Source organism: Vibrio sp. SCSIO 43097, from assembly GCF_023650755.1.
GTDB classification, from domain to species: domain Bacteria; phylum Pseudomonadota; class Gammaproteobacteria; order Enterobacterales; family Vibrionaceae; genus Vibrio; species Vibrio alginolyticus.
Genome location: NZ_CP071840.1, coordinates 3238479 through 3257862 on the forward strand (window position 1 = coordinate 3238479; position 19384 = coordinate 3257862).

The following is a 19384-nucleotide window of genomic DNA, read 5'->3' on the forward strand; positions in this document are numbered from 1 at the left end:
AGCAATCGTTTGCTTTTTAGGTAGATCTCTCTATAATCGCGCACAAATTTTTAAGTGTGTTGCATCACACTCCACCAACCTGAGTTGACTCTGATTAACAGCAATCACAGGTAACGACGTCAACTCCACCCTGCTCTCCCATTCAGCGAGATCTGGGAATATATTGCGACTAGCGAGACAAACAATGACAACTTCAAACCGATCTTCGGAACTGGTCTATCAACTCAATGATCGACCACCTTTGCCTCAAACCATTTTTGCCGCACTTCAGCACTTATTGGCGATGTTCGTCGCGGTTATCACTCCGTCACTGATCATCTGTCAGTCTTTGGGTGTACCAGCAGACCAAACGAACACCATCATCAGCATGTCTTTATTTGCGTCAGGCGTGTCTTCGTTTATTCAAATTCGCACCGTTGGCCCAATTGGCTCTGGTTTGCTCTCTGTTCAAGGCACCAGCTTTAACTTTTTAGGTCCTATTATTGGTGCAGGCCTATCGCTGAAAGCCGGTGGAGCAGACATCAGCACCATGATGGCTGCCATTTTTGGTACGATTTTAGTCGCATCATTTGCAGAAATTTTCCTATCTCGCGTATTGGAGCATGCCCGCCGAATCATCACTCCGCTCGTTTCAGGCATCGTCGTCACTCTTATCGGTCTCACACTGATTCAAGTCGGCTTAGTATCAATGGGCGGTGGCTACGCAGCATTAAATGAAGGAACCTTCGGCAGCTTAGACAAACTTGCTCTGGCTGGAACGGTACTTGGATTAATTGTGATTTTAAACCGCTCGAAAAACCCATACATCCGTGTGGCTTCAATCGTGATTGCGATGCTAGTGGGCTACATCATGGCGTATTTTATGGGGATGGTAGATACTTCTCAGCTAGGCGCAACCGAGATCGTAGCACTGCCCGTACCAATGCAATATGGCTTATCGTTTGACTGGTCTCTGTTCATTCCGCTGGTACTGATTTTCTTTATTACCGCACTAGAGGCCATCGGTGATATTACCGCAACATCTGAAGTGTCTGGTGAGCCAGTAAAAGGCCCAGTGTACATGAAACGCATTAAGGGCGGTGTGTTAGCAGACGGCTTAAACTCCGCAATCGCAGCCGTTTTCAACAGCTTCCCGAACTCAACGTTTAGCCAGAATAACGGCATCATCATGCTAACAGGAGTCGCGAGCCGCTACGTGGGTTACTTTATTTCTGGCATGTTAGTGATTCTTGGCTTGTTTCCTGGCGTCGCTAGCTTTGTTCAGCTGATTCCTGAGCCAGTACTTGGCGGCGCAACGATTGTCATGTTTGGTACGATTGCTGCCGCTGGTGTGCGTATTATCTCTCGTGTTGAGCTCGATCGCCGCGCAATTCTGATCATGGCCTTATCCTTCTCAATGGGACTTGGTATCGCACAAAAACCAGAGATCCTGCAATTTATGCCAGAATTTATTAAGAGTATTTTCTCAACTGGTGTTGCAGCAGGTGGCATCACAGCGATCATTTTAAATCTACTTCTGCCAGAGAAACTGGAAGACGAAGATGAACTTCCTCAGGAAGTGAAAGAGTCTTAAGATTATTGAGAATAAGAAAAGCCCAACCTAATTAGGTTGGGCTTTTTGTTTTAAAGGGTGCGGGCCATCGACTTACTTGGTAGGAAAGCTGATTTGAGCGATTAAACCGCCTTCACTGCGATTACGCATCACCACAGAGCCTGAATGTTGGCTGATTATACGCTTCACAATCGCCAACCCTAGCCCAGTGCCTTCACTACCGCGAGCGGTGTCACCACGCGTAAAGGGTTCAAATAACCTCGCGATTTGAGAATGCTCGATACCCGGTCCGTTGTCCTCTACTGAAATCCACACTAGCTGCTTATCTGCTGTCACACCAGTGCTGATTTTGACCCAGCCATTGCCATAGCGTAGCGCATTCACAACTAAGTTACTGATCGCCCGCTTAATCGCAATCGCGCTTCCTTTGGCTGGCGGCAAGTTAAGATTAAGATCTGTTTCAATTTCAACCTCATAACCACCTTCAGAACTGGCGACGTCACTGGCAATCGTACTGATATCAACCGCTTCAAACGATTCTTGGTTCACCGGTTTGAGGTAATCCATAAACTGACTGATGATCTCATTACATTCTTCCGTATCGCTAATGATCCCCTCCGCAAGATAGCTGTCCTCAGGAGACATCATTTCTGTCGCTAGGCGAATACGCGTCAGAGGTGTTCGTAAGTCATGGCTAATCCCTGCCATTAATAAGGCTCGGTCTTCTTCTAGCTCTTGAATACCTTTCGACATTTGATTAAAGGCTCGAGTTACAGAGCGAATCTCCGATGCGCCTTTCTCTGCTAAGGGGGGCGGGATCTCACCTCGACCGACGTCTTTCGCGGCTCTCTCTAAAGCCAAAAGTGGACGGTTTTGCAAACGAATAAACAACCAACCACCTGCAATGATCAGCAGCGCCATAATCAAGCTGTTACGAAACAGCGGGGCAAAATCTTCTTCTTGCAGCTCAGATAACGGAATACGAATGATGGAGTTCGGCAACTTTTCGATGTGCATCCACAAAATGTAACTTTCATCGCCAAGCAATAAGCGCACTTCTGTGGGCGAACCCAGCTCTTGGCTCATTTCTTCAGACATCAAATCAATCGACATTGCGTGATGAAATTCAATCGCCTTATCGCTATCGAGACTATGAACCGTCACCCCTAATCTTTCTAACAATTGACGCCTTAACGGTGCATCAGACTTTAAAGGTCCTTCATCATCAAGCACCAAATTGAGCTCATGGGCGAGAATTTTATTGAACTGCTGCAAACTCGGCATCAACGCGTAGTTAAAAACGGCGTAGTAAGAGAAAACTTGGCTCGCGAGAAGCAAAGAGATGAACAGCAGAATAGATTGTGTCAGTGAACTTCGGATGCGCATGGAACGTTCCTAGTGGTCCTAATCGCGAAATTTCAGCCTTCAAAGGGAAGGTAATGAAGGCTGAAGTTGCTATAGCCAAGTGCTGGCTATGGAGTGAAGAGATTACACCTCTTTGCCGTCTGGGACGAAAACATAACCTAGGCCCCATACGGTTTGAATGTAGCGCGGCTTGCTCGGATCGTCTTCTAACATGCGACGTAAACGTGAGATTTGTACGTCAATAGAACGTTCCATTGCAGAATATTCACGGCCACGCGCCATGTTCATCAATTTGTCTCGTGACATTGGCTCACGTGCATTCATCACGAGCGCCTTTAGAACAGCAAACTCTCCAGAGGTGAGTGGCATTGCCTCGTCACCGCGGAACATCTCGCGAGTGCCTAGATTGAGTCGGAACTCCCCGAACTCCACCACTTTTTCTTCCGTGCTTGGTGCACCCGGCAACTCTACGGTTTGGCGGCGTAATACGGCCTTGATGCGAGCCAATAATTCGCGTGGGTTAAACGGTTTTGGCAAATAATCATCCGCCCCTACCTCAAGACCTACGATGCGGTCCACTTCATCACCTTTCGCGGTGAGCATTAAGATTGGCAACATATTGTTCGCGTGGCGTAGACGACGACAAATTGACAAACCGTCTTCACCTGGCAACATTAGGTCTAGCACCATTAAGTGAAAGTTTTCGCGCGTTAGTAGGCGATCCATCTGTTCGCCATTGGCGACACTTCGTACCTGAAAACCTTGCTCAGAAAGGTAACGCTCCAATAGAGCACGTAAACGAGCATCGTCATCAACCACTAAAATTTTATGATTTTCTTGCATTGAAACATCCTTTCAGAAGCGTCTATTGTCGAAAATGTATCACTGTTTTTCCTAACGTGCTCAAGCAAATTGTTACTCTTTTTATCTTAAGCGCTTTATTCTCTCTCTAGCAGATATTTTCAGCACCTACTATTGACCATAATTCCATTCCAGTTCACGTTTGGCCTCAAGCAGCTCTTGCTGTGCCTCAGCCAGCTTGTGACGTTTTTTCTCAATTTTGTCTGCTTTCCCTGAATGCTGAGCTTCGACTAATTCTTCCTCTCGCTCCTCAACTTCTTTAGTCTTTTCTTCCACTTCTGCTTGCAGCTCTTGGCGCAGCTCACCTTCCGAGCATTCATTCTGGATAGCGGAAAGTGCTTGCTCCAAGCCTTTAATGCGATGCTCATTACCTTGCGCTTTTGCATACTCGAGCTGCTGCTCTACCGCTAACTCTTTAGCGTCACAGCCTTTCACTTCATCTTGAGCAAAAACTGAAAGTGAGAAACCTATTGTTAGTGCAGCACTACACATGACTGCTTTGTTCATTTTACTTCTCCGAGAAAGGCACCATGCCTTTATACCAAATATTCTGACGTTGAGACCCAAGTCACTCCTAGTGAACTTCATGAGACTTGAATCGGTGATAAAGCCTCAGTCTTCCGAGGCCGGTTGAATATATTCAATTGAGTTGATGAACCACTCTTTTTCACCTTCTGGGGTGCGTACCGTGAACTCTTCATCCACTTGTTTTTTCAACATCGCTCGCGCCATAGGTGAATCGATAGAGATGTAGTCTTTCGCATCGCCATAAATCTCTTCAGGCCCGACAATACGAAACTTTTTCACTTCTCCTGCCTCATTTTCTATTTCCACCCATGCACCAAAAAAGACTTTGCCTTCTTGTTGCGGAGAATAGTCAACGATCGTGACTTCTGGCAGGAATTTACGAAGGAAGCGGACACGACGGTCGATCTGACGGAGTAAACGTTTATTGAAGGTGTAATCCGCATTTTCTGAGCGATCGCCCAGGCTCGCCGCCCAAGTGACGATCTTGGTGATTTCCGGGCGCTTTTCATTCCAAAGGTAATCATGCTCTTGTTTGAGTTTGTTGTAACCTTCTCGTGTAATCAGCTTAGTTTTCAAATTAACTCCTATCTCAACTAAAAAATGCTGCTCTTTGGCAGCATTAAGGAGATGATATACCCAAAGATCCAATGTTGTTCAGGCTTTGGGTATCAAGGTGATAAGGCGGCCAGAGTGTTACTTTTCGTAATCCGGTTTTTGCGTCACGATGTAATTCGTATCACTCGAAACAACCGCGCCATGTTTTAGGAAGTTTTTACCTAAAATCATGCTGTAATGGAAGCGACCTCGGTCCTGTAAGTTGACTCGGATCTTCTTCTCTAATTCGCCAAGCTTAACATGCATTTCAACCACAGGGCGTACGTTCGCTTTCTCGCCTTTCTTAGCTTTAATACGCATGACATCAACAACAGGCTTGGTAAACGCCTGTTTCATGCCAAGATCGTTCTCATAGGTAAAGCTCACCATGTCTTTGCCGTCTTTCTTAAACTGCTTGATGTTCTTAGCATTGATTGAGCTTACATCTGCACCCGTGTCTAACTTCACAGGGAAAGACATCCCCTCAACTTCAGCCACTTCGATATGGCCAGCTTTGAAAAGTGGCCTTGCATCTAGTAGATGGTCTGCGCGAGTGTTCAGCAACACACCACCCTTGGCTATGTCATGACCAAACACGAAAAAGGGTTGAGTGTCACCCTCATCAAGCACATCGAGCGCAAACTTCATTGATGTGTCTTTTCTACCGAGAAGAAAGTCTCCTTCGACAACAGGGCGAACCGCGCTGCCAACCTTGAGCTTTTTCAACACTGGTTTGGTGATTTTTTCTTCTTTCCCCTCATCGTTCATTAAATAAAACGTGACGGACTCATCCTTACCTTTTTCTGTTACTTCAAACCCATTTACACGCAGTAATGGCGTTTTCACAGTAAAAGTGGGGTAAGCAGGGACGGTATAACCATCAATGGTGACCTGTTCTTCTGGTGAAACGACAAGAGGTTTTGATTTGAGTGCGCTTTTGAACGTTTTTTCTACGCCACCCAATAGATTTTCTTTGTCCGTATCAATAACAAAGTGCTGACTCGCAACGTCCCGACCTAAGCGAATTTGCGAACTGAACTTACTGCGATCACGCAGATACACCAACCAACGTTGAGTTTCATTTTCGCCGACTTTGACGGGTAAATAGACTAAAGGGCGCTCGCTTTTGGTCGTTTTCAGCATTCGTACCAAGGGTAATGTCATTGGATGACGCTTGCCATTCTCGCCCTCTAACATAAAAGATACTTCGTTATGCTTTTTGTCTACCTTGATGTCCAGTGCATGGACGTTGGTATAACGGCTAGAAGTTGAGATGCTGATCTTATATGGCACACCTTCGACTTCAACCGTCTCTTTTTTGCCAATCATTTTTGCGCTTGGCTGTTCTTGAAGATAATCATAACCAGCGAAGACCCATGCGTTATCATCGAGATAAGTTTTACCAATCAAGATAGGAGAAGAGAATTGCGTACGCTTGGTCAGGTTCACTTCCGTATCAACGGTGTGACCAGCGATTGTCATCGGCATTTTTATTGTCGGGCGTAGGATGGGCTTTTTGCTTGTTCGACTGCGAATCGCGCTCACTCTTTCCAGATCATCGGTAATCTGTATTTCCTTCCCTGTATAAGGGTGAGGAACCGTAAAGCTAACCTTTACTTGATATTGCTTAAAGCTGTCGGCGTCCCACTTTGCCTTCGTCCCACCTAAGTCATCGACAATTGCCCAAAGTAACTCGTTATCTTTCAAATCTTGGTAATCTGGGTGTGAGCTACTGACATGGATATTCTCCGCATGCATCGATGTCGTATCTGCACCAGTATCAATCTTGCCAATAAATGGCACCGCTTTTAGTTCCGGAATGTCACTGTAGTAGACGCTCTCCACACGCCCTAGTACCAATTTGTTATCGAGCTGATAAACGGGAGCTTGTGTGGTTCCTGAGATAGATTGCGCCCAACTAAGCGGGGCGGCAAGTAAGGCACTCGTAAGCGCTAACGCCAAAGACATTTTTTTCATCATGATTATCCGTATAAGCCGAGGTACATTTAGTGATATCAACAACCGTGGAATTAGGTTAGTCGATAACTGCGGATATAAGTTCTCAATTTAATTACAGTTTTGACATAAATCTGACTGATGTCCACCAGCGCCCGGTAAATTTTTGCCTCGTTAATTTAAAACATTGCAAATTCTTCGAACGACCCCAATGTTCTATACAACCAAAACCGAATTAAAAGAGAAAACACGGATGAGCCAAGCTATCTGTCGCATGATTGCTCAAGAACTGAATGTTCGCCCAGAGCAAGTCAACGCCGCTGTCACCCTAATTGATGATGGCAACACCGTCCCTTTTATTGCACGTTACCGCAAAGAGGTAACGGGGGGCCTTGATGATACCCAGCTGCGTACTTTGGACAGCCGTCTGTCTTACCTTCGTGAAATGGATGATCGCCGTCAAACCATCCTCAAATCAATCCAAGAGCAAGGCAAACTGACGCCAGAGCTAGAACAAGAGATCGCGCAGGCAGACAGCAAAACTCGTCTTGAAGACTTATACCTACCTTACAAACCCAAGCGTCGTACGAAAGGTCAGATCGCGATTGAGGCTGGTCTTGAGCCACTCGCAGATCAACTTTGGAATAATCCACAAACCGAGCCAGAAAGCGAAGCAAGCAAATACCTTGATGCAGACAAAGGCATCGCAGACACCAAAGCTGCATTGGATGGCGCTCGCGCGATCATCATGGAGCGCATCGCAGAAGACGCAAACTTACTGGAAAAAATTCGCAACCACTTAAATCGCAATGCGGAACTGGTCTCACGAGTCGTTGAAGGCAAAGAGCAAGAAGGCGAGAAGTTTAAAGATTACTTCAACCACAACGAGCCCCTAAGCAAAGTGCCATCGCACCGAGCACTGGCGATGTTGCGTGGCCGTAACGAAGGCTTCCTGACATTGGCGATGAACGCTGATCCAGAACAGGAAGAAGGCGCTCGTCAGTCTTACTGCGAAACGATTATCGCCGACCATTATGGCGTAACGCTAAGCAGCGCACCTGCGGATACCTGGCGTAAGCAAGTGATCAGCTGGGCATGGCGCATCAAAGTATCGATGCACATGGAAACCGAGCTAATGGGCGCAATGAAAGAGCGCGCTGAAATCGAAGCGATTGAAGTATTCGCCACTAACCTAAAAGACTTGTTGATGGCAGCACCGGCTGGCCCTCGTGCAACACTTGGTCTCGATCCGGGTCTGCGTACAGGTTCAAAAATCGCGGTTGTCGACTCAACAGGTAAAGTGCTTGCAACCGAAACCATCTACCCTCACCCACCACAAAAACAATACGACAAGTCAGCACAAATCGTTGAGCATTTGGTGCGTAAGTACAACGTGGATTTGATTGCGATTGGTAACGGTACGGCTTCACGTGAAACCGACAGCTTTGTCGCAGACGTCATCAAACGTGGCAACCTGAAAGTTCAGAAGATCATAGTAAGTGAAGCGGGGGCTTCGGTTTACTCAGCGTCTGAGCTTGCAGCAAAAGAGTTCCCGAATATGGACGTATCACTGCGTGGTGCAGTGTCGATTGCACGTCGTTTGCAAGATCCATTGGCTGAACTCGTGAAAATTGATCCGAAATCTATTGGTGTGGGTCAATACCAGCACGATGTAAGCCAATCTATGTTGGCAAAACGCCTAGATGCGATTGTGGAAGACTGTGTAAATGCGGTTGGTGTTGATGTGAACACCGCTTCTGCCGCACTATTAACACGCGTAGCAGGCTTATCAAGCACCATCGCGCAGAACATTGTCGACTTCCGCGATGAAAACGGTCGCTTTGAAGCACGTACAACCTTGAAGAAAGTACCTCGTTTAGGTCCTAAGGCGTTCGAGCAGTGTGCGGGCTTCCTACGAATCATGGATGGTAAGAACCCACTTGATGCGTCTGCGGTTCACCCAGAAGCGTACCCGGTGGTCAAAGCAATTTCTGAGAAGAACAACAAAGACATCAAAGCACTGATTGGTGATTCAAGCTTCCTTAAAGGTCTGCATGCGGTCGATTACACCGACGATAACTTCGGCGTTCCAACCATTACAGACATCATCAAAGAGTTAGACAAGCCGGGTCGTGACCCACGTCCAGAATTCAAAACGGCGACCTTTGCAGAAGGTGTAAACTCGGTATCTGACTTGGAACCGGGCATGATTCTAGAAGGTGTGGTATCAAACGTAGCCAACTTCGGTGCCTTCGTTGATATTGGCGTTCACCAAGATGGTCTCGTACACATCTCTGCACTGACAGATCGTTACGTGTCTGACCCACGTGAAGTGGTGAAAGCGGGCGACATCGTCAAAGTGAAAGTGATGGAAGTTGACGTGCAGCGTAAGCGTATTGGTCTATCGATGCGTATGAACGACGAACCGGGTCAAGACAACCGCAGCCAACGCTCATCAGCAGCGCCACGTCGTAATGACCAACCGCAGCGTCGTCAGCCTCGCCGTGATGATTCGTCATCGAACAGCGCGATGGGCGGTGCGTTTGCTGCAGCGTTTGCTAAAGCGAAAAAGTAACCTTACCTAGGCTTCACCGCTAACGAGCTTTCATAACTAAAAAGAAAACGCTCCAATCAGTCAACCTGCTTGGAGCGTTTTTGTTTGAGTAGGATATTGAGTCGTCATAATACTGCTATCACTTCTGACGGGGCATGGGGAGCGACTGCATGACCATAATGAAACTTGATCACCTTCCTGCGCTTTTCCATTAATCCTTCATTGATCGCAGCATCCAAAATGCGCTTTGGTAAGCGAAAGCGGATCGCGTAGCCTTTCCCCTGGTCTTCACTATACGATTTGAGCGCAAGCAAACTAAAAAGCCGTTCTAGTGTATCTTCCGGCTCTTCTTGATAACGCGTGTCGACTTCCGTTTCCATATCATAATCAGGATGCTCTGAAGGATCCCAAGAAGACTGACGTCGGCGCTTGTCGTCACCTTTTACTTTTCGCTCTGCATTGGTTTTGGCCAATGCGACCGTTGGCGTTACAGGCTCTCGGACTTTATTGTCGCGAGCTGCTTGTTCCGTCTGCACATTCACGGATGGGGCGATCAGTGGCACACTTACGTTGGTCGGTGACACAATCATTGCGAACCCTCCTCAGAGTCGCCCAACTCGTCAATATGGCTTAGCTTTATTGGCTAATAAAACCTCACCAGCCTTTATATCGACCACTTTTTAAACAACTTGAGGTATTTCCGCTCGTACTTGCTCAATCGTGAGCAAACTCTCGGATTTGAACACAAAATTCGTCATGTTCGGTGATAAAAGGCGCATGAGAGGACTGATTAAAAACAAACTGCTGGGTATGAGGCAACTGTTCACTTAAATCGTTAGCTACTTTAATTGGCACCAACCCATCTAAACGGCCATAAAGACGCAACATTGGAACAGAAAGAGACGTCAACGCATCGCGCAGATCCACATCAGCAAGGATGTTTAGCCCAACCAACAGCGATTCAGGGTTTGGCTGAGGGCGCGATAGTACCGCTTGCTTGAGCTGTTTAACGTCTTTACGCGCTGATGGGCTGCCCATCGCTTGCAACGCCATAAAGCGCTCAATGGTCAGTGAGAAATCTTCTAGCAACTGAGAGGTGAACGCACTCAGTACATTCGGTTGAATGCCACGCCACGGTTTTTCTGCGGCAAATTTAGGTGAGCTGGCAACCGTAATCAACTTAACCACGCGCTCGGGCATATTTAATGCCACATGCGTCGCCACTAAACCTCCGAGGGACCAACCAAGCCAAATCGCTTTCTCTGGCGCACCTTGCACCACCAAGTTAGCAATATGGTCTAAATCTTCAGCATGAGATTCGGCGCTATGTCCGTACCCCGGAAGGTCAACCACATGAACTCGGAAATAAGGTTGAAGAGACTCGACTGTCTGCTGCCATACCGCACCATTCATGCCCCACCCATGAAGTAACACCAAATCTGGTCCCTGACCAAATGACTGCCAGTGTAATTTCGTGCTCATGCTCTCAATCTCTCCCACTTATTTTATTCCCTACGGCTTCAGCCAAGCGTTAGGCTGAGTAAAATATCACCATGAATAAACGCTATGTTATCTCATCACTGGCAAAACATCATGCATCGTGTATTGAGCAGTCAATGCGGCCTGTGTCAGTTCCCTATTCAAACACCAAGCCACACAAATACTCTGCGCTGGTGCGAGCACTGTTTAAAATACCTAACTCCGGTAAAACGATGTCAACGCTGCGGTTTATCATTACAGAAAGAAGAAATGAGTACGGATAGTATTTGTGGTGAATGTCTTTCAGAGCCACCGCCATGGCAAAGGCTATACACGTTAGGCGATTACGACTTTCCCCTTTCACGGGAAGTACAGCGCTTTAAAGATCACGGAGAGTCTTGGCATGTAAAAGCATTAACCGAGCAACTGGCACAGCGCATCACCACGCCAGCTCCAATCATTACCAGTGTGCCATTGCACTGGCAGCGTTACCTGCGCCGGGGTTTTAATCAAAGTGATGTTTTAGCCCGACACCTCGCCAAGCAATTGCAGACTAATTTTGATGCGAAGGTCTTTCGTCGAGTAAAGCTCGCCCAATCACAGCGTGGTAATACCAAAACAAGCCGTGAACAAAACTTAAAAGGCGCGTTTATTCTCAATAAGCAACCTCACTCTTCCCATGTTGCCATCGTCGATGATGTAGTCACCACAGGCAGTACCGTCCGACAATTATGTCATTTACTACTTGAAGTTGGCGTAGAAAGCATCGATATTTACTGCATCTGCAGAACACCTGCTCCTCGTTCTCTCTAGATCGCTTCGCCATGCCTTAGCATCAAAAAGACTAGACCCATACGTCAACAAGAGTAGAATAGCAGCAGTAACCTACAAATTTACTCGGGTATTCGTCGTGTCAAATATTACTATTACAGAAACTGCGCAAACGCATTTCGCTAACCTTTTAGGCCAACAACCTGAAGGCACTAACATTCGTATTTTCGTTGTGAACCCAGGTACACAAAACGCTGAGTGTGGCGTGTCTTACTGCCCACCAGAAGCAGTAGAATCGACCGACACTGAACTCTCTTACAGCGGTTTTTCAGCTTACGTAGATGAGCTGAGCCTGTCATTCCTTGAAGACGCTGAAATCGATTTTGTTACCGATAAAATGGGCTCTCAGCTAACGCTAAAAGCACCTAACGCTAAAATGCGTAAAGTTGCGGACGACGCACCACTGGTTGAGCGCGTTGAGTACGTTATCCAAACTCAAGTGAACCCACAGCTTGCTGGCCACGGTGGTCACGTAAACTTGGTTGAGATCACTGAAGACGGTGTTGCGATTGTTGCATTTGGTGGCGGTTGTAATGGCTGTTCTATGGTTGACGTAACACTAAAAGAAGGCATCGAGAAAGAGCTGCTAAACCAGTTCATTGGTGAACTAACCGCAGTTCGTGATGCTACAGAACATGACCGTGGTGATCACTCTTACTACTAAGAGTAAACACTGTCAGAAAATGGGAGGCTTCGGTCTCCCATTTTTGTATCGATACTGAGGTGATGCTGAGATGCTTAGCTCGACTCGTAAAATCCGCTAGAAACTCAGGCGGAGTTCTCATATATTAAGAATCTTACGCATCTCGTAAACGCCAACGACACCAAGGAGCCAGCGTCATGCCGAAACGAACCCCACCAGAGATACTCTCATGCCAGACGGTTGCAAAATCCAAACTGTTTGCTGTGGAAGCACTCGACCTTCGTTTTTCCAATGGTGAGCATCGTACTTATGAGCGTATGAAGCCAAGTGGACGAGATGCTGTAATGGTAGTCCCTGTAACAGAACAAGGCGATTTATTACTGGTGCGTGAATACGCCGCTGGAACTGAACGTTACGAGCTAGGTTTCCCAAAAGGGCTGATTGACCCAGGAGAAACACCACACCAAGCTGCGGATCGTGAGTTAAAAGAAGAAATCGGCTTTGGCTGTAATCAGTTAACCCCGTTGAAACAAGTTATCCTCGCGCCATCTTACTTTTCGAGCAAAATGACTCTATTTTTAGGACAGGCGCTTTATCCAGAGAAGCAAGAAGGCGATGAGCCTGAACCACTGGAAATTGTGCGTTGGCCACTTGCGCAAGCCGAAGAGTTATTAACTCACATGGATTTCTGTGAAGCACGAAGCATCACAGCGCTAATGTTGGCACTGAAACACTTACCAAACACCACTCACAAGCATAACCAATAACGGTCATTAGAACCGAATAACACTGTGAGTAAGGACTATCACTTATGCCAATGACAAAAGATCTATCTCACCTACTTCCTCAAGTCATCGAGATTGCCCGCAGTGCTGGGCAAATGATCCTCGAAATATATGAAAAGAAGCAATACGAGGCCTACACCAAAAGTGACGAAACTCCCGTAACAAGTGCAGATATTGCAGCTCACAAGTTCATCACTGAACGCTTGAGTGATCTGACGCCTGACATTCCCGTGTTGTCAGAAGAAGACGCAGACATAAGCTTAGAGCAACGCGCTCAGTGGGAACGTTATTGGTTAGTCGACCCTCTTGATGGTACTCAAGAATTCATCGCTCGCAGTGGTGACTTTGCCACTATTATTGCGTTGGTCGACAACAATCGACCAACCATGGGCGTCGTTTACGGCCCTGTATCTGGCGTGACTTACTACGCTTATAATGGCAAAGGCGCCTGGAAAATTCCCGACATGTCGGACAGCGTCAAAATCCATACACACAAACACGAACAGCCAGAGCAAAGCATCGCAATTGCTATTAGTCGTCGCCAAGACATCAATCGTATTACTAACCGTATGAGCAGCGCCTGGAATTACGACTTAATACCGCTCGGTTCTGCAGCATTGAAAGCATGCCTCGTCGCGGAAGGGGCGGTAGATTGCTATCTCCGACTAGGTCCAACAGGTGAGTGGGACACCGCTGCGACACAATGCATTGTTGAAGAAGCTGGCGGACGTATTCTCAGCACGCAATTAGAACCGCTGTCATATAACGAGCGGGAAACACTAGAAAACCCGAATTTTATTGTTCTTGGTGATGCGGATTTACCTTGGAATGAGATTTTACAACGCAAAGATTAAGCGCCCTATCGGTAAAATTTAGAGCACAAAATTCTAGCAATAGAAAGGCCACGAATATCTTCGTGGCCTTTTCTTTTTGACCTTCTGTACAGCACTTGGAGTATTTGGCCTACTATGTTCCAATTGCCTGTAAAGCTGAACGAAAGAAAACAAATCAATTAAAAATCATGGTTTTAAATTTCCATTCATTCCCAATGTACAGCGAATAGAGGTTTTAGCTTACAATGATCCAAAAGCAAAAAGAGCTGCACAATAGCAGCTCTTTTAAGATATTGGATTTTGTCACGATAGGTTAGAAGCGCCCTTGGTAGTTAAACTCATATTGACCTTGAGCATTCGGCTTACCCAACCATTTCAGTTGCTCCCCCATGCTGGATGGGAACTCTGCACCAGGTTTGAACCACGCTTTGGTTGAGTACCGTTGATTAGGCATCAGTTCAGCGGAAAACGCCGCAGAGACTTGTTTGCTGCTCTGCTCACCAGTTGCCGTCAATACACTATCCTGACAGTTTATATCGGCAATCACAGGACCGAGATCTAAGCTGCCAACGGGGCTTTGAATACCACTGGCATTCCATACTAAAGTGCCTTCACCGTTCTTACACCAAGGCGCAGCATAAGTCGCATGACGAATATTCAGCTCAAGCTGCCCATCAACACCAACAGGCACAGGGAGGCGCGCTTGCTCAACAACTTTTACCGCCGGAATTGAGGCAACTAAGTTTTTGGCATAAGGGCCATCACTTAAGCTATAGCCGACAAAACCGCGCCCACGAACGTCCATTTCACTACCACGACCAAAGCGCACAGCAAACTCAGCTTTACCTGTCAGTAGACTCGACCATTGGAAATCCCAATTAACTTCTCCAAGGTTCTGGCGCTGCCAACGAATACTAGAAGCTTGACCTTGCCATACCGAACCGTTGGCTCCTTGAATGTCCAGGCCTCTCACTGTTGGTGCTTGTTGTAACACCCAAGAGACTGGTAATCCCATTAAAAGACTGACTGAAAAAAAGACGATAAAGATAACAACGTAAAGTACTGCTCGCTTCACCTTAACCTCGCTTAAACTGAAGGCGGTTTACATCGATCATGCCCGCTTGCTCTGTTCGGTCGATATCTAAAAATTCGACTTCAATACCCTGTTGCTCTTTCAAGTAACGTAACCAATCCACTAGTTGATTAAACGCGAGTGGTTTGATCCACACTTGAACGCTCTCATTACGAGGTTGTACTCGAATCAACTCAACTTTATAACGACGAGCTGAAGAAGAAACCAACTGATTCAACGGTTGACTAGAGTAGCTCACCCCGCTGCTTTTTCGCAGTGCAGTGATGCCATCCGCTTTATCTTGTACCCAAGCTAGCAACTGCTTTTCACTTTGAATACGTGACTGAGCTAGCTCCGCACGTTGACTCATTGGCTGTAATAAACCCCAATAAATAATACCGATAACGGCAATAGCGCCACATCCCATGACCAAACGTTGCTCACGCTGCGAGATGCTGCTCCACCAAACCTGAGCTTGAGAAATTAAATTTTTCATCATCACCTCACAAACGCTTCAAAACAAAGCTGCCAACCACAACGTTATCGCTACGGTTCAACTGACCTTGCTCAACATTAAACTTCTCTGCCAATTTCACACGAGCCTGCTCAAAAGGTTGGAAGTCTGAACTACGAGCCTGAATACGTACTTCGCCACGTTGTCCGTCGTATTTAAAGCTAGTGATCTCCAAGTCGCTGACCTGACCAAGCGTCGCGGGTAATGCCGCCAACCATGACAACATTGCCTGCTGACCACTTCCACCAGATAAGCGGCGCTCTTCATCATCCATTTGTCGTTTGAGGTAACTAACGGTAGGAATGCGTCGTTTATTTGGGAACACCTGGCGGAAAATACGCTCACTCTCCTCACGATACGCTTGAGCTTGTGCTTCGTACTTGTGGACCACGAGCAACTGCTGCGCAACCATGACAACGATAAGCACCCCCGCAGCAATGGTGGCTTTTTGCCAGAGCTTCCAGTATTTACCCCAAGAAGATTTCGGCTTGAAGATCCCAGTCAGCAAATTGACTTTGCTTTCTGTCACCCCCTTCGCCAGTAAAGCCATCGTCATTTCTTCTGGTTGCGGCTCCCATATTTCAGGTAACGCAGATTCCGGGACCGAGCTATAGCAATCGAGCTTCCAACCTTCATGATTTTGTAGATAAGAAGAGAGATAAAGGTCTAACCAAGAAGCGTCGACAACCGCGCCCTCTGTCGCAGAGTGACGAATTAGCCATTGCTCGCCAATCATTGCAGCACTGCTGTGCTCTCCACGAACCGGTAATGCAAGCACATCGGGTAAAATGCGTTTAATGGCGATACCTTGGCTTGAAAAACGTTGCAGTACAGTCTGAATCCAAGCACGTTCAACTGCGCAAATCTGCGCTTTGTCCGCTTGTTTACCCAACACGCTAAAGTGCAGGCCATCAACGTCCTGAGCAACTTCGTCTTCCACTAAGTACGGTAACATCGCCTCGAATTGGCGTGTTGCACCAGGTGGTATATCCACTTGCGTCAGGACCACATCATTACTCGCCAGCAGCGCCACAACTTGGCGCTGACCAGCATATGAGACCAACTCATCTAAGTGTTCCCATCCGGCGATTTCACCGCTAGCAATCACTTCCTGTTGATCTGTCGACCACACCACCCAAGGAATGGTACTTTGTTGTTCGCTACTCAGCCGAACGGTCAGAAACTCGCTCACTGATCCCTCCAAAACGACGGCGAACTACGGTCACCGTTTCTCTATTTGTACTTTGTAAAAGGCTTCGGATACGTACACGTGATTCATCCACCAACACTTGTGCATCCAATTCAAAAAAGGCGCTATCCACACCCAAATAGCCTTTGGCGTTTTTCTTTACATCTTCACTTAAGCCAGCCATTTCTGACTCTGCTAAAAATTCATCAATGCTATCCCACCCATCAAATGGGCGTTTTTCAATTAGCTGAATCGCATCACTACTGCTTAAGTTTGGTGAGAACATTGCCACCAAAATCGGAGTTTGCTCAACATCAATCGTATTCACGTTTAAACGCCAGTCATCACTTGGTAATGCACAGACCAGCGGCTCCAATTTTTGGAAAATTTCACCACTCACCTGATAGACAGCCCGTAACTCGGAAGCATCTGCCATCCAACCATTTGATGCTAAATAGGAAGGCTTCATCGCTTCATATGTGCTGTCTTCAACCCCAGTAGTCGAACGGACAGAGTCGTCAGCATCAATGTATTCCCAAATAGAGTCTGCAATGATTTCTGCTTGATATGGCTCGACATCCAGCTCTTCTAATAGGCGCTGCAATACATTCACTAAATATGGTCTTGTAATTTGCTGACCCGTTGGTTGCACACGACTCAATACATTTAGATTAAAGCACGCTTGCTTGTCTCTAATTCGTCCCGCCGCTTGACCATAATCTAACGGATAGACTTGCTCTTTTATCGCCCACGGTTGACTCATATTAATCGTGTCGGTGTCTTTATAACTTTGCTCGATACCCACTTTTGCTAGCGCCTCGACGCCAAGGCTGTACCAGTACGCTTGCTGGTAATTGATTTGATTAGCGCCTCGCTGAAACTGCAAGAACAAACGTTCCGACATGCTGGCGGCAACCGTCGCCATAATCGCCAGCAACATCAACACTATAATCAAAGCAACACCGCGCTGACGGTTAACCATTATTGCTGTCTCCTGAACTTTCCTCTTTCTGACTCAATGTGCCATCAGGAGTGAGATAAGTGCGGGCAATTTCTCCATAATCTTTGAGAGTGAGAACAACAGAAACCGCTTTCGGCAGCGCTTTTTCTTCAGCCCACTCTTTTTTCCATTGCTTACCATCATAGAAACGCATATCAAATGACTCGACCTGCGTTAGCAATGGAGTAACAGTACCTTGTTGCCCAACCGGCGTATCAGGATAGCGCCACCATACTCGCTGCAGTGTTTCTTCTTTTAAGCGATAGCCAACCTTGGTTACTTCTCCACGAGGGAACTGCTGCTGAGGGTTGTGCCAACCTAAACGGGCAAACATCAGTCCTTTGGTATCGGAGTCCAACAGGTAATCGGACCAAAAAATTAGCCGGCTAGCAGGCTCTTCACCATTAGTACGCGTTTGACGCATCGCCATTTGACGAAAATCGTTATCCATCATAACCATGGCACGCTGAATTTCGTTTAAGCGTTGGGTTCGTTCTTGTGATAGCGCATTGCTACGCTGTACTTGCGATACCACTTGGTACGCTGCGACACTTAAACTGGCAAAGATGGCAATCGATACCAACACTTCAATAAGTGTAAAACCTTTTACCCTTTGGCGCGTGTTTGCGCGGAGATGATTATTGCGCCACATAGCTTCGTACCGTTACTACAGGGCTCGCGCTTTTCTCTACCGAGACGCTCACATCAAATGCTTTCAGCAATGGCTGCGTCGTGGCGACTGGCGTGACTTTCCAGAACCAAGTGCGTCCTGCCAGCTCTTCTGTGCCGTTTTTCGCTTTGAGTTCTCCGGTATTCAACATCACATTTGCCATCTGATTATCCACAACCATGGCTGCAAACATTTTTTCTTCTAGATAACTGATTGTATTAATATGCTGGCTCACAGAGCGAATGACACTGATGGCAGCGGTAGCGAAAATTGCCAGTGCGACCAATACTTCCAGTAAGGTCATGCCTCTCGTCCGGCGATGACTCAAATTTGGGCGAGCTTGCTTAAAATTGCGCATTCTCATCCTCTTTCACTTCTTCGCCCGGAGCTAATAACAAAATTTGTCCACTTTCTTTGCCAATGACTCGCCAACCGTCATTAAAGGCATCACCATTTTGCGGAAAAAAAGACAGGGTAAATGGCGTGACTTCGGCGCTGGAAAATATAAACACTTGCGGTGGCTGAATTTTCTTTTCGTCCTCTTCTTCTGCGAACATGTCTTCATCAAAAAGAGAACCTGGTTTGAATAAGCGCTCATCATTATCCCAAGCACCACCTCCGAGCTCGAGTTGTAGCGTAATATCTTCTTCTAGCTTGGTTTTGCTCGGAATCTGCTTTAATTTCAGAGGCTGCCAACCTTCTGAGGTTAAACTCAGTAGAGCGTAGGTCGATTTGGCATCATCCACTCGAACACCAAAATCTTTACCGCTCAGCACCGCTTCTTCATTGAGCAGCTGTAAACGCTGAAAAAAGCTTTGAGCATACTGTTTGGAAAGATCTTTTTGGCTAGTCGGTAACGTCGAGATCACGGCCACAGCCGTAAGAGATAGCAAAACCAGCACCAATAGAATTTCTATCAATGTAAAACCGTTATGTTTTCGCATTTGTTTCATTAGTG

The 19384-nt window shown here is 46.8% G+C and carries 20 protein-coding genes; 6 read left to right on the forward strand and 14 right to left on the reverse strand.

Annotation, left to right across the window (positions count from 1 at the left end; genetic code table 11):
- Positions 1–184: 184 nt before the first annotated feature.
- Positions 185–1573 (forward strand): uracil-xanthine permease family protein, encoded by a 1389-nt coding sequence (locus J4N40_RS15605; protein WP_005379335.1) that lies wholly within the window; start codon positions 185–187, stop codon positions 1571–1573.
- 72 nt (positions 1574–1645) lie between these two features.
- Here the strand turns inward: J4N40_RS15605 and envZ are convergent, their stop codons facing one another.
- The 5 genes from envZ to J4N40_RS15630 form a co-directional block, all read right to left on the reverse strand.
- The gene (gene envZ / locus J4N40_RS15610; RefSeq protein WP_017820700.1) at positions 1646–2938 is read right to left on the reverse strand and encodes a two-component system sensor histidine kinase EnvZ; all 1293 of its coding nucleotides are present in this window, start codon (positions 2936–2938) and stop codon (positions 1646–1648) included.
- A 102-nt stretch (positions 2939–3040) separates the two neighbouring features.
- The gene (gene ompR / locus J4N40_RS15615) at positions 3041–3760 is read right to left on the reverse strand and encodes an osmolarity response regulator transcription factor OmpR (protein ID WP_005379333.1); all 720 of its coding nucleotides are present in this window, start codon (positions 3758–3760) and stop codon (positions 3041–3043) included.
- 129 nt (positions 3761–3889) lie between these two features.
- Positions 3890–4285: a DUF1090 domain-containing protein gene (locus J4N40_RS15620; protein ID WP_017635004.1), complete on the reverse strand. Its 396-nt coding sequence runs from the start codon at positions 4283–4285 to the stop codon at positions 3890–3892.
- A 105-nt stretch (positions 4286–4390) separates the two neighbouring features.
- Entirely contained in the window at positions 4391–4882 is a 492-nt protein-coding gene (gene greB, locus J4N40_RS15625; protein WP_053307281.1) for a transcription elongation factor GreB, read from the reverse strand.
- A 117-nt stretch (positions 4883–4999) separates the two neighbouring features.
- Positions 5000–6880, reverse strand: coding sequence for an ATP-dependent zinc protease family protein (locus tag J4N40_RS15630; protein ID WP_139832030.1), 1881 nt, complete (start codon positions 6878–6880; stop codon positions 5000–5002).
- 229 nt (positions 6881–7109) lie between these two features.
- On the opposite strand from J4N40_RS15630, the gene J4N40_RS15635 reads away from it, so the two are divergent.
- Complete coding sequence (locus tag J4N40_RS15635) at positions 7110–9431, forward strand: Tex family protein (protein WP_250654308.1); 2322 nt, start codon at positions 7110–7112, stop codon at positions 9429–9431.
- 104 nt (positions 9432–9535) lie between these two features.
- On the opposite strand, the gene J4N40_RS15640 is transcribed toward J4N40_RS15635, so the two are convergent.
- Together J4N40_RS15640 and bioH are read right to left on the reverse strand one after the other, a co-directional pair.
- On the reverse strand, positions 9536–10000 hold the full coding sequence (locus tag J4N40_RS15640) for an ATP-dependent Lon protease (protein WP_250654309.1): 465 nt from the start codon (positions 9998–10000) through the stop codon (positions 9536–9538).
- Between the two features lie 124 nt (positions 10001–10124).
- Entirely contained in the window at positions 10125–10892 is a 768-nt protein-coding gene (gene bioH, locus J4N40_RS15645) for a pimeloyl-ACP methyl ester esterase BioH (protein WP_181881270.1), read from the reverse strand.
- Between the two features lie 84 nt (positions 10893–10976).
- On the opposite strand from bioH, the gene J4N40_RS15650 reads away from it, so the two are divergent.
- The 4 genes from J4N40_RS15650 (at position 10977) to cysQ (ending at position 14002) form a co-directional block, all read left to right on the forward strand.
- Positions 10977–11702, forward strand: a complete 726-nt coding sequence (locus tag J4N40_RS15650) for a ComF family protein (RefSeq protein ID WP_213972343.1) — start codon at positions 10977–10979, stop codon at positions 11700–11702.
- A 97-nt stretch (positions 11703–11799) separates the two neighbouring features.
- A complete protein-coding gene (gene nfuA, locus J4N40_RS15655; RefSeq protein ID WP_250654310.1) occupies positions 11800–12384 on the forward strand; it encodes a Fe-S biogenesis protein NfuA in 585 nt (194 codons plus the stop codon).
- A gap of 176 nt (positions 12385–12560) precedes the next feature.
- A complete protein-coding gene (nudE, locus tag J4N40_RS15660) occupies positions 12561–13130 on the forward strand; it encodes an ADP compounds hydrolase NudE (protein WP_005379309.1) in 570 nt (189 codons plus the stop codon).
- A 44-nt stretch (positions 13131–13174) separates the two neighbouring features.
- A complete protein-coding gene (gene cysQ / locus J4N40_RS15665; protein WP_005379308.1) occupies positions 13175–14002 on the forward strand; it encodes a 3'(2'),5'-bisphosphate nucleotidase CysQ in 828 nt (275 codons plus the stop codon).
- Positions 14003–14294: 292 nt separating this feature from the next.
- Here cysQ and J4N40_RS15670 read toward each other — a convergent pair whose 3' ends face one another.
- Genes J4N40_RS15670 through J4N40_RS15700 form a run of 7 tightly spaced genes read right to left on the reverse strand, consistent with a single transcriptional unit; the run spans position 14295 to position 19370 of the window.
- Positions 14295–15056, reverse strand: coding sequence for a type II secretion system protein N (locus tag J4N40_RS15670; RefSeq protein ID WP_062730773.1), 762 nt, complete (start codon positions 15054–15056; stop codon positions 14295–14297).
- Position 15057: 1 nt separating this feature from the next.
- Entirely contained in the window at positions 15058–15549 is a 492-nt protein-coding gene (locus J4N40_RS15675; protein ID WP_005383002.1) for a type II secretion system protein M, read from the reverse strand.
- A 7-nt stretch (positions 15550–15556) separates the two neighbouring features.
- Positions 15557–16759, reverse strand: coding sequence for a type II secretion system protein GspL (gene gspL, locus J4N40_RS15680; RefSeq protein WP_167415599.1), 1203 nt, complete (start codon positions 16757–16759; stop codon positions 15557–15559).
- Entirely contained in the window at positions 16728–17738 is a 1011-nt protein-coding gene (gene gspK, locus J4N40_RS15685) for a type II secretion system minor pseudopilin GspK (protein WP_213972342.1), read from the reverse strand. Before gspK ends, gspL begins: the two co-directional genes overlap by 32 nt.
- A complete protein-coding gene (gene gspJ, locus J4N40_RS15690; protein ID WP_132936677.1) occupies positions 17731–18408 on the reverse strand; it encodes a type II secretion system minor pseudopilin GspJ in 678 nt (225 codons plus the stop codon). Before gspJ ends, gspK begins: the two co-directional genes overlap by 8 nt.
- The gene (gspI, locus tag J4N40_RS15695) at positions 18395–18784 is read right to left on the reverse strand and encodes a type II secretion system minor pseudopilin GspI (protein ID WP_017635009.1); all 390 of its coding nucleotides are present in this window, start codon (positions 18782–18784) and stop codon (positions 18395–18397) included. The genes gspJ and gspI overlap by 14 nt, the downstream gene beginning before the upstream one ends.
- Positions 18771–19370 (reverse strand): prepilin-type N-terminal cleavage/methylation domain-containing protein, encoded by a 600-nt coding sequence (locus J4N40_RS15700; protein WP_206957960.1) that lies wholly within the window; start codon positions 19368–19370, stop codon positions 18771–18773. Before J4N40_RS15700 ends, gspI begins: the two co-directional genes overlap by 14 nt.
- Positions 19371–19384 lie beyond the last annotated feature (14 nt).

Bases quoted from the DNA above. Each gene is read 5' to 3' on its own strand.
- gspK (WP_213972342.1), bottom strand. From the start codon at position 17,738: ATGGTTAACCGTCAGCGCGGTGTTGCTTTGATTATAGTGTTGATGTTG.
- J4N40_RS15620 (WP_017635004.1), bottom strand. From the start codon at position 4,285: ATGAACAAAGCAGTCATGTGTAGTGCTGCACTAACAATAGGTTTCTCA.
- bioH (WP_181881270.1), bottom strand. From the start codon at position 10,892: ATGAGCACGAAATTACACTGGCAGTCATTTGGTCAGGGACCAGATTTG.
- gspI (WP_017635009.1), bottom strand. From the start codon at position 18,784: ATGCGCAATTTTAAGCAAGCTCGCCCAAATTTGAGTCATCGCCGGACG.
- envZ (WP_017820700.1), bottom strand. From the start codon at position 2,938: ATGCGCATCCGAAGTTCACTGACACAATCTATTCTGCTGTTCATCTCT.
- J4N40_RS15635 (WP_250654308.1), top strand. From the start codon at position 7,110: ATGAGCCAAGCTATCTGTCGCATGATTGCTCAAGAACTGAATGTTCGC.
- J4N40_RS15630 (WP_139832030.1), bottom strand. From the start codon at position 6,880: ATGATGAAAAAAATGTCTTTGGCGTTAGCGCTTACGAGTGCCTTACTT.
- J4N40_RS15605 (WP_005379335.1), top strand. From the start codon at position 185: ATGACAACTTCAAACCGATCTTCGGAACTGGTCTATCAACTCAATGAT.
- J4N40_RS15700 (WP_206957960.1), bottom strand. From the start codon at position 19,370: ATGCGAAAACATAACGGTTTTACATTGATAGAAATTCTATTGGTGCTG.
- nudE (WP_005379309.1), top strand. From the start codon at position 12,561: ATGCCGAAACGAACCCCACCAGAGATACTCTCATGCCAGACGGTTGCA.
- J4N40_RS15650 (WP_213972343.1), top strand. From the start codon at position 10,977: ATGTTATCTCATCACTGGCAAAACATCATGCATCGTGTATTGAGCAGT.
- J4N40_RS15640 (WP_250654309.1), bottom strand. From the start codon at position 10,000: ATGATTGTGTCACCGACCAACGTAAGTGTGCCACTGATCGCCCCATCC.
- J4N40_RS15675 (WP_005383002.1), bottom strand. From the start codon at position 15,549: ATGAAAAATTTAATTTCTCAAGCTCAGGTTTGGTGGAGCAGCATCTCG.
- cysQ (WP_005379308.1), top strand. From the start codon at position 13,175: ATGCCAATGACAAAAGATCTATCTCACCTACTTCCTCAAGTCATCGAG.
- ompR (WP_005379333.1), bottom strand. From the start codon at position 3,760: ATGCAAGAAAATCATAAAATTTTAGTGGTTGATGACGATGCTCGTTTA.
- gspJ (WP_132936677.1), bottom strand. From the start codon at position 18,408: ATGTGGCGCAATAATCATCTCCGCGCAAACACGCGCCAAAGGGTAAAA.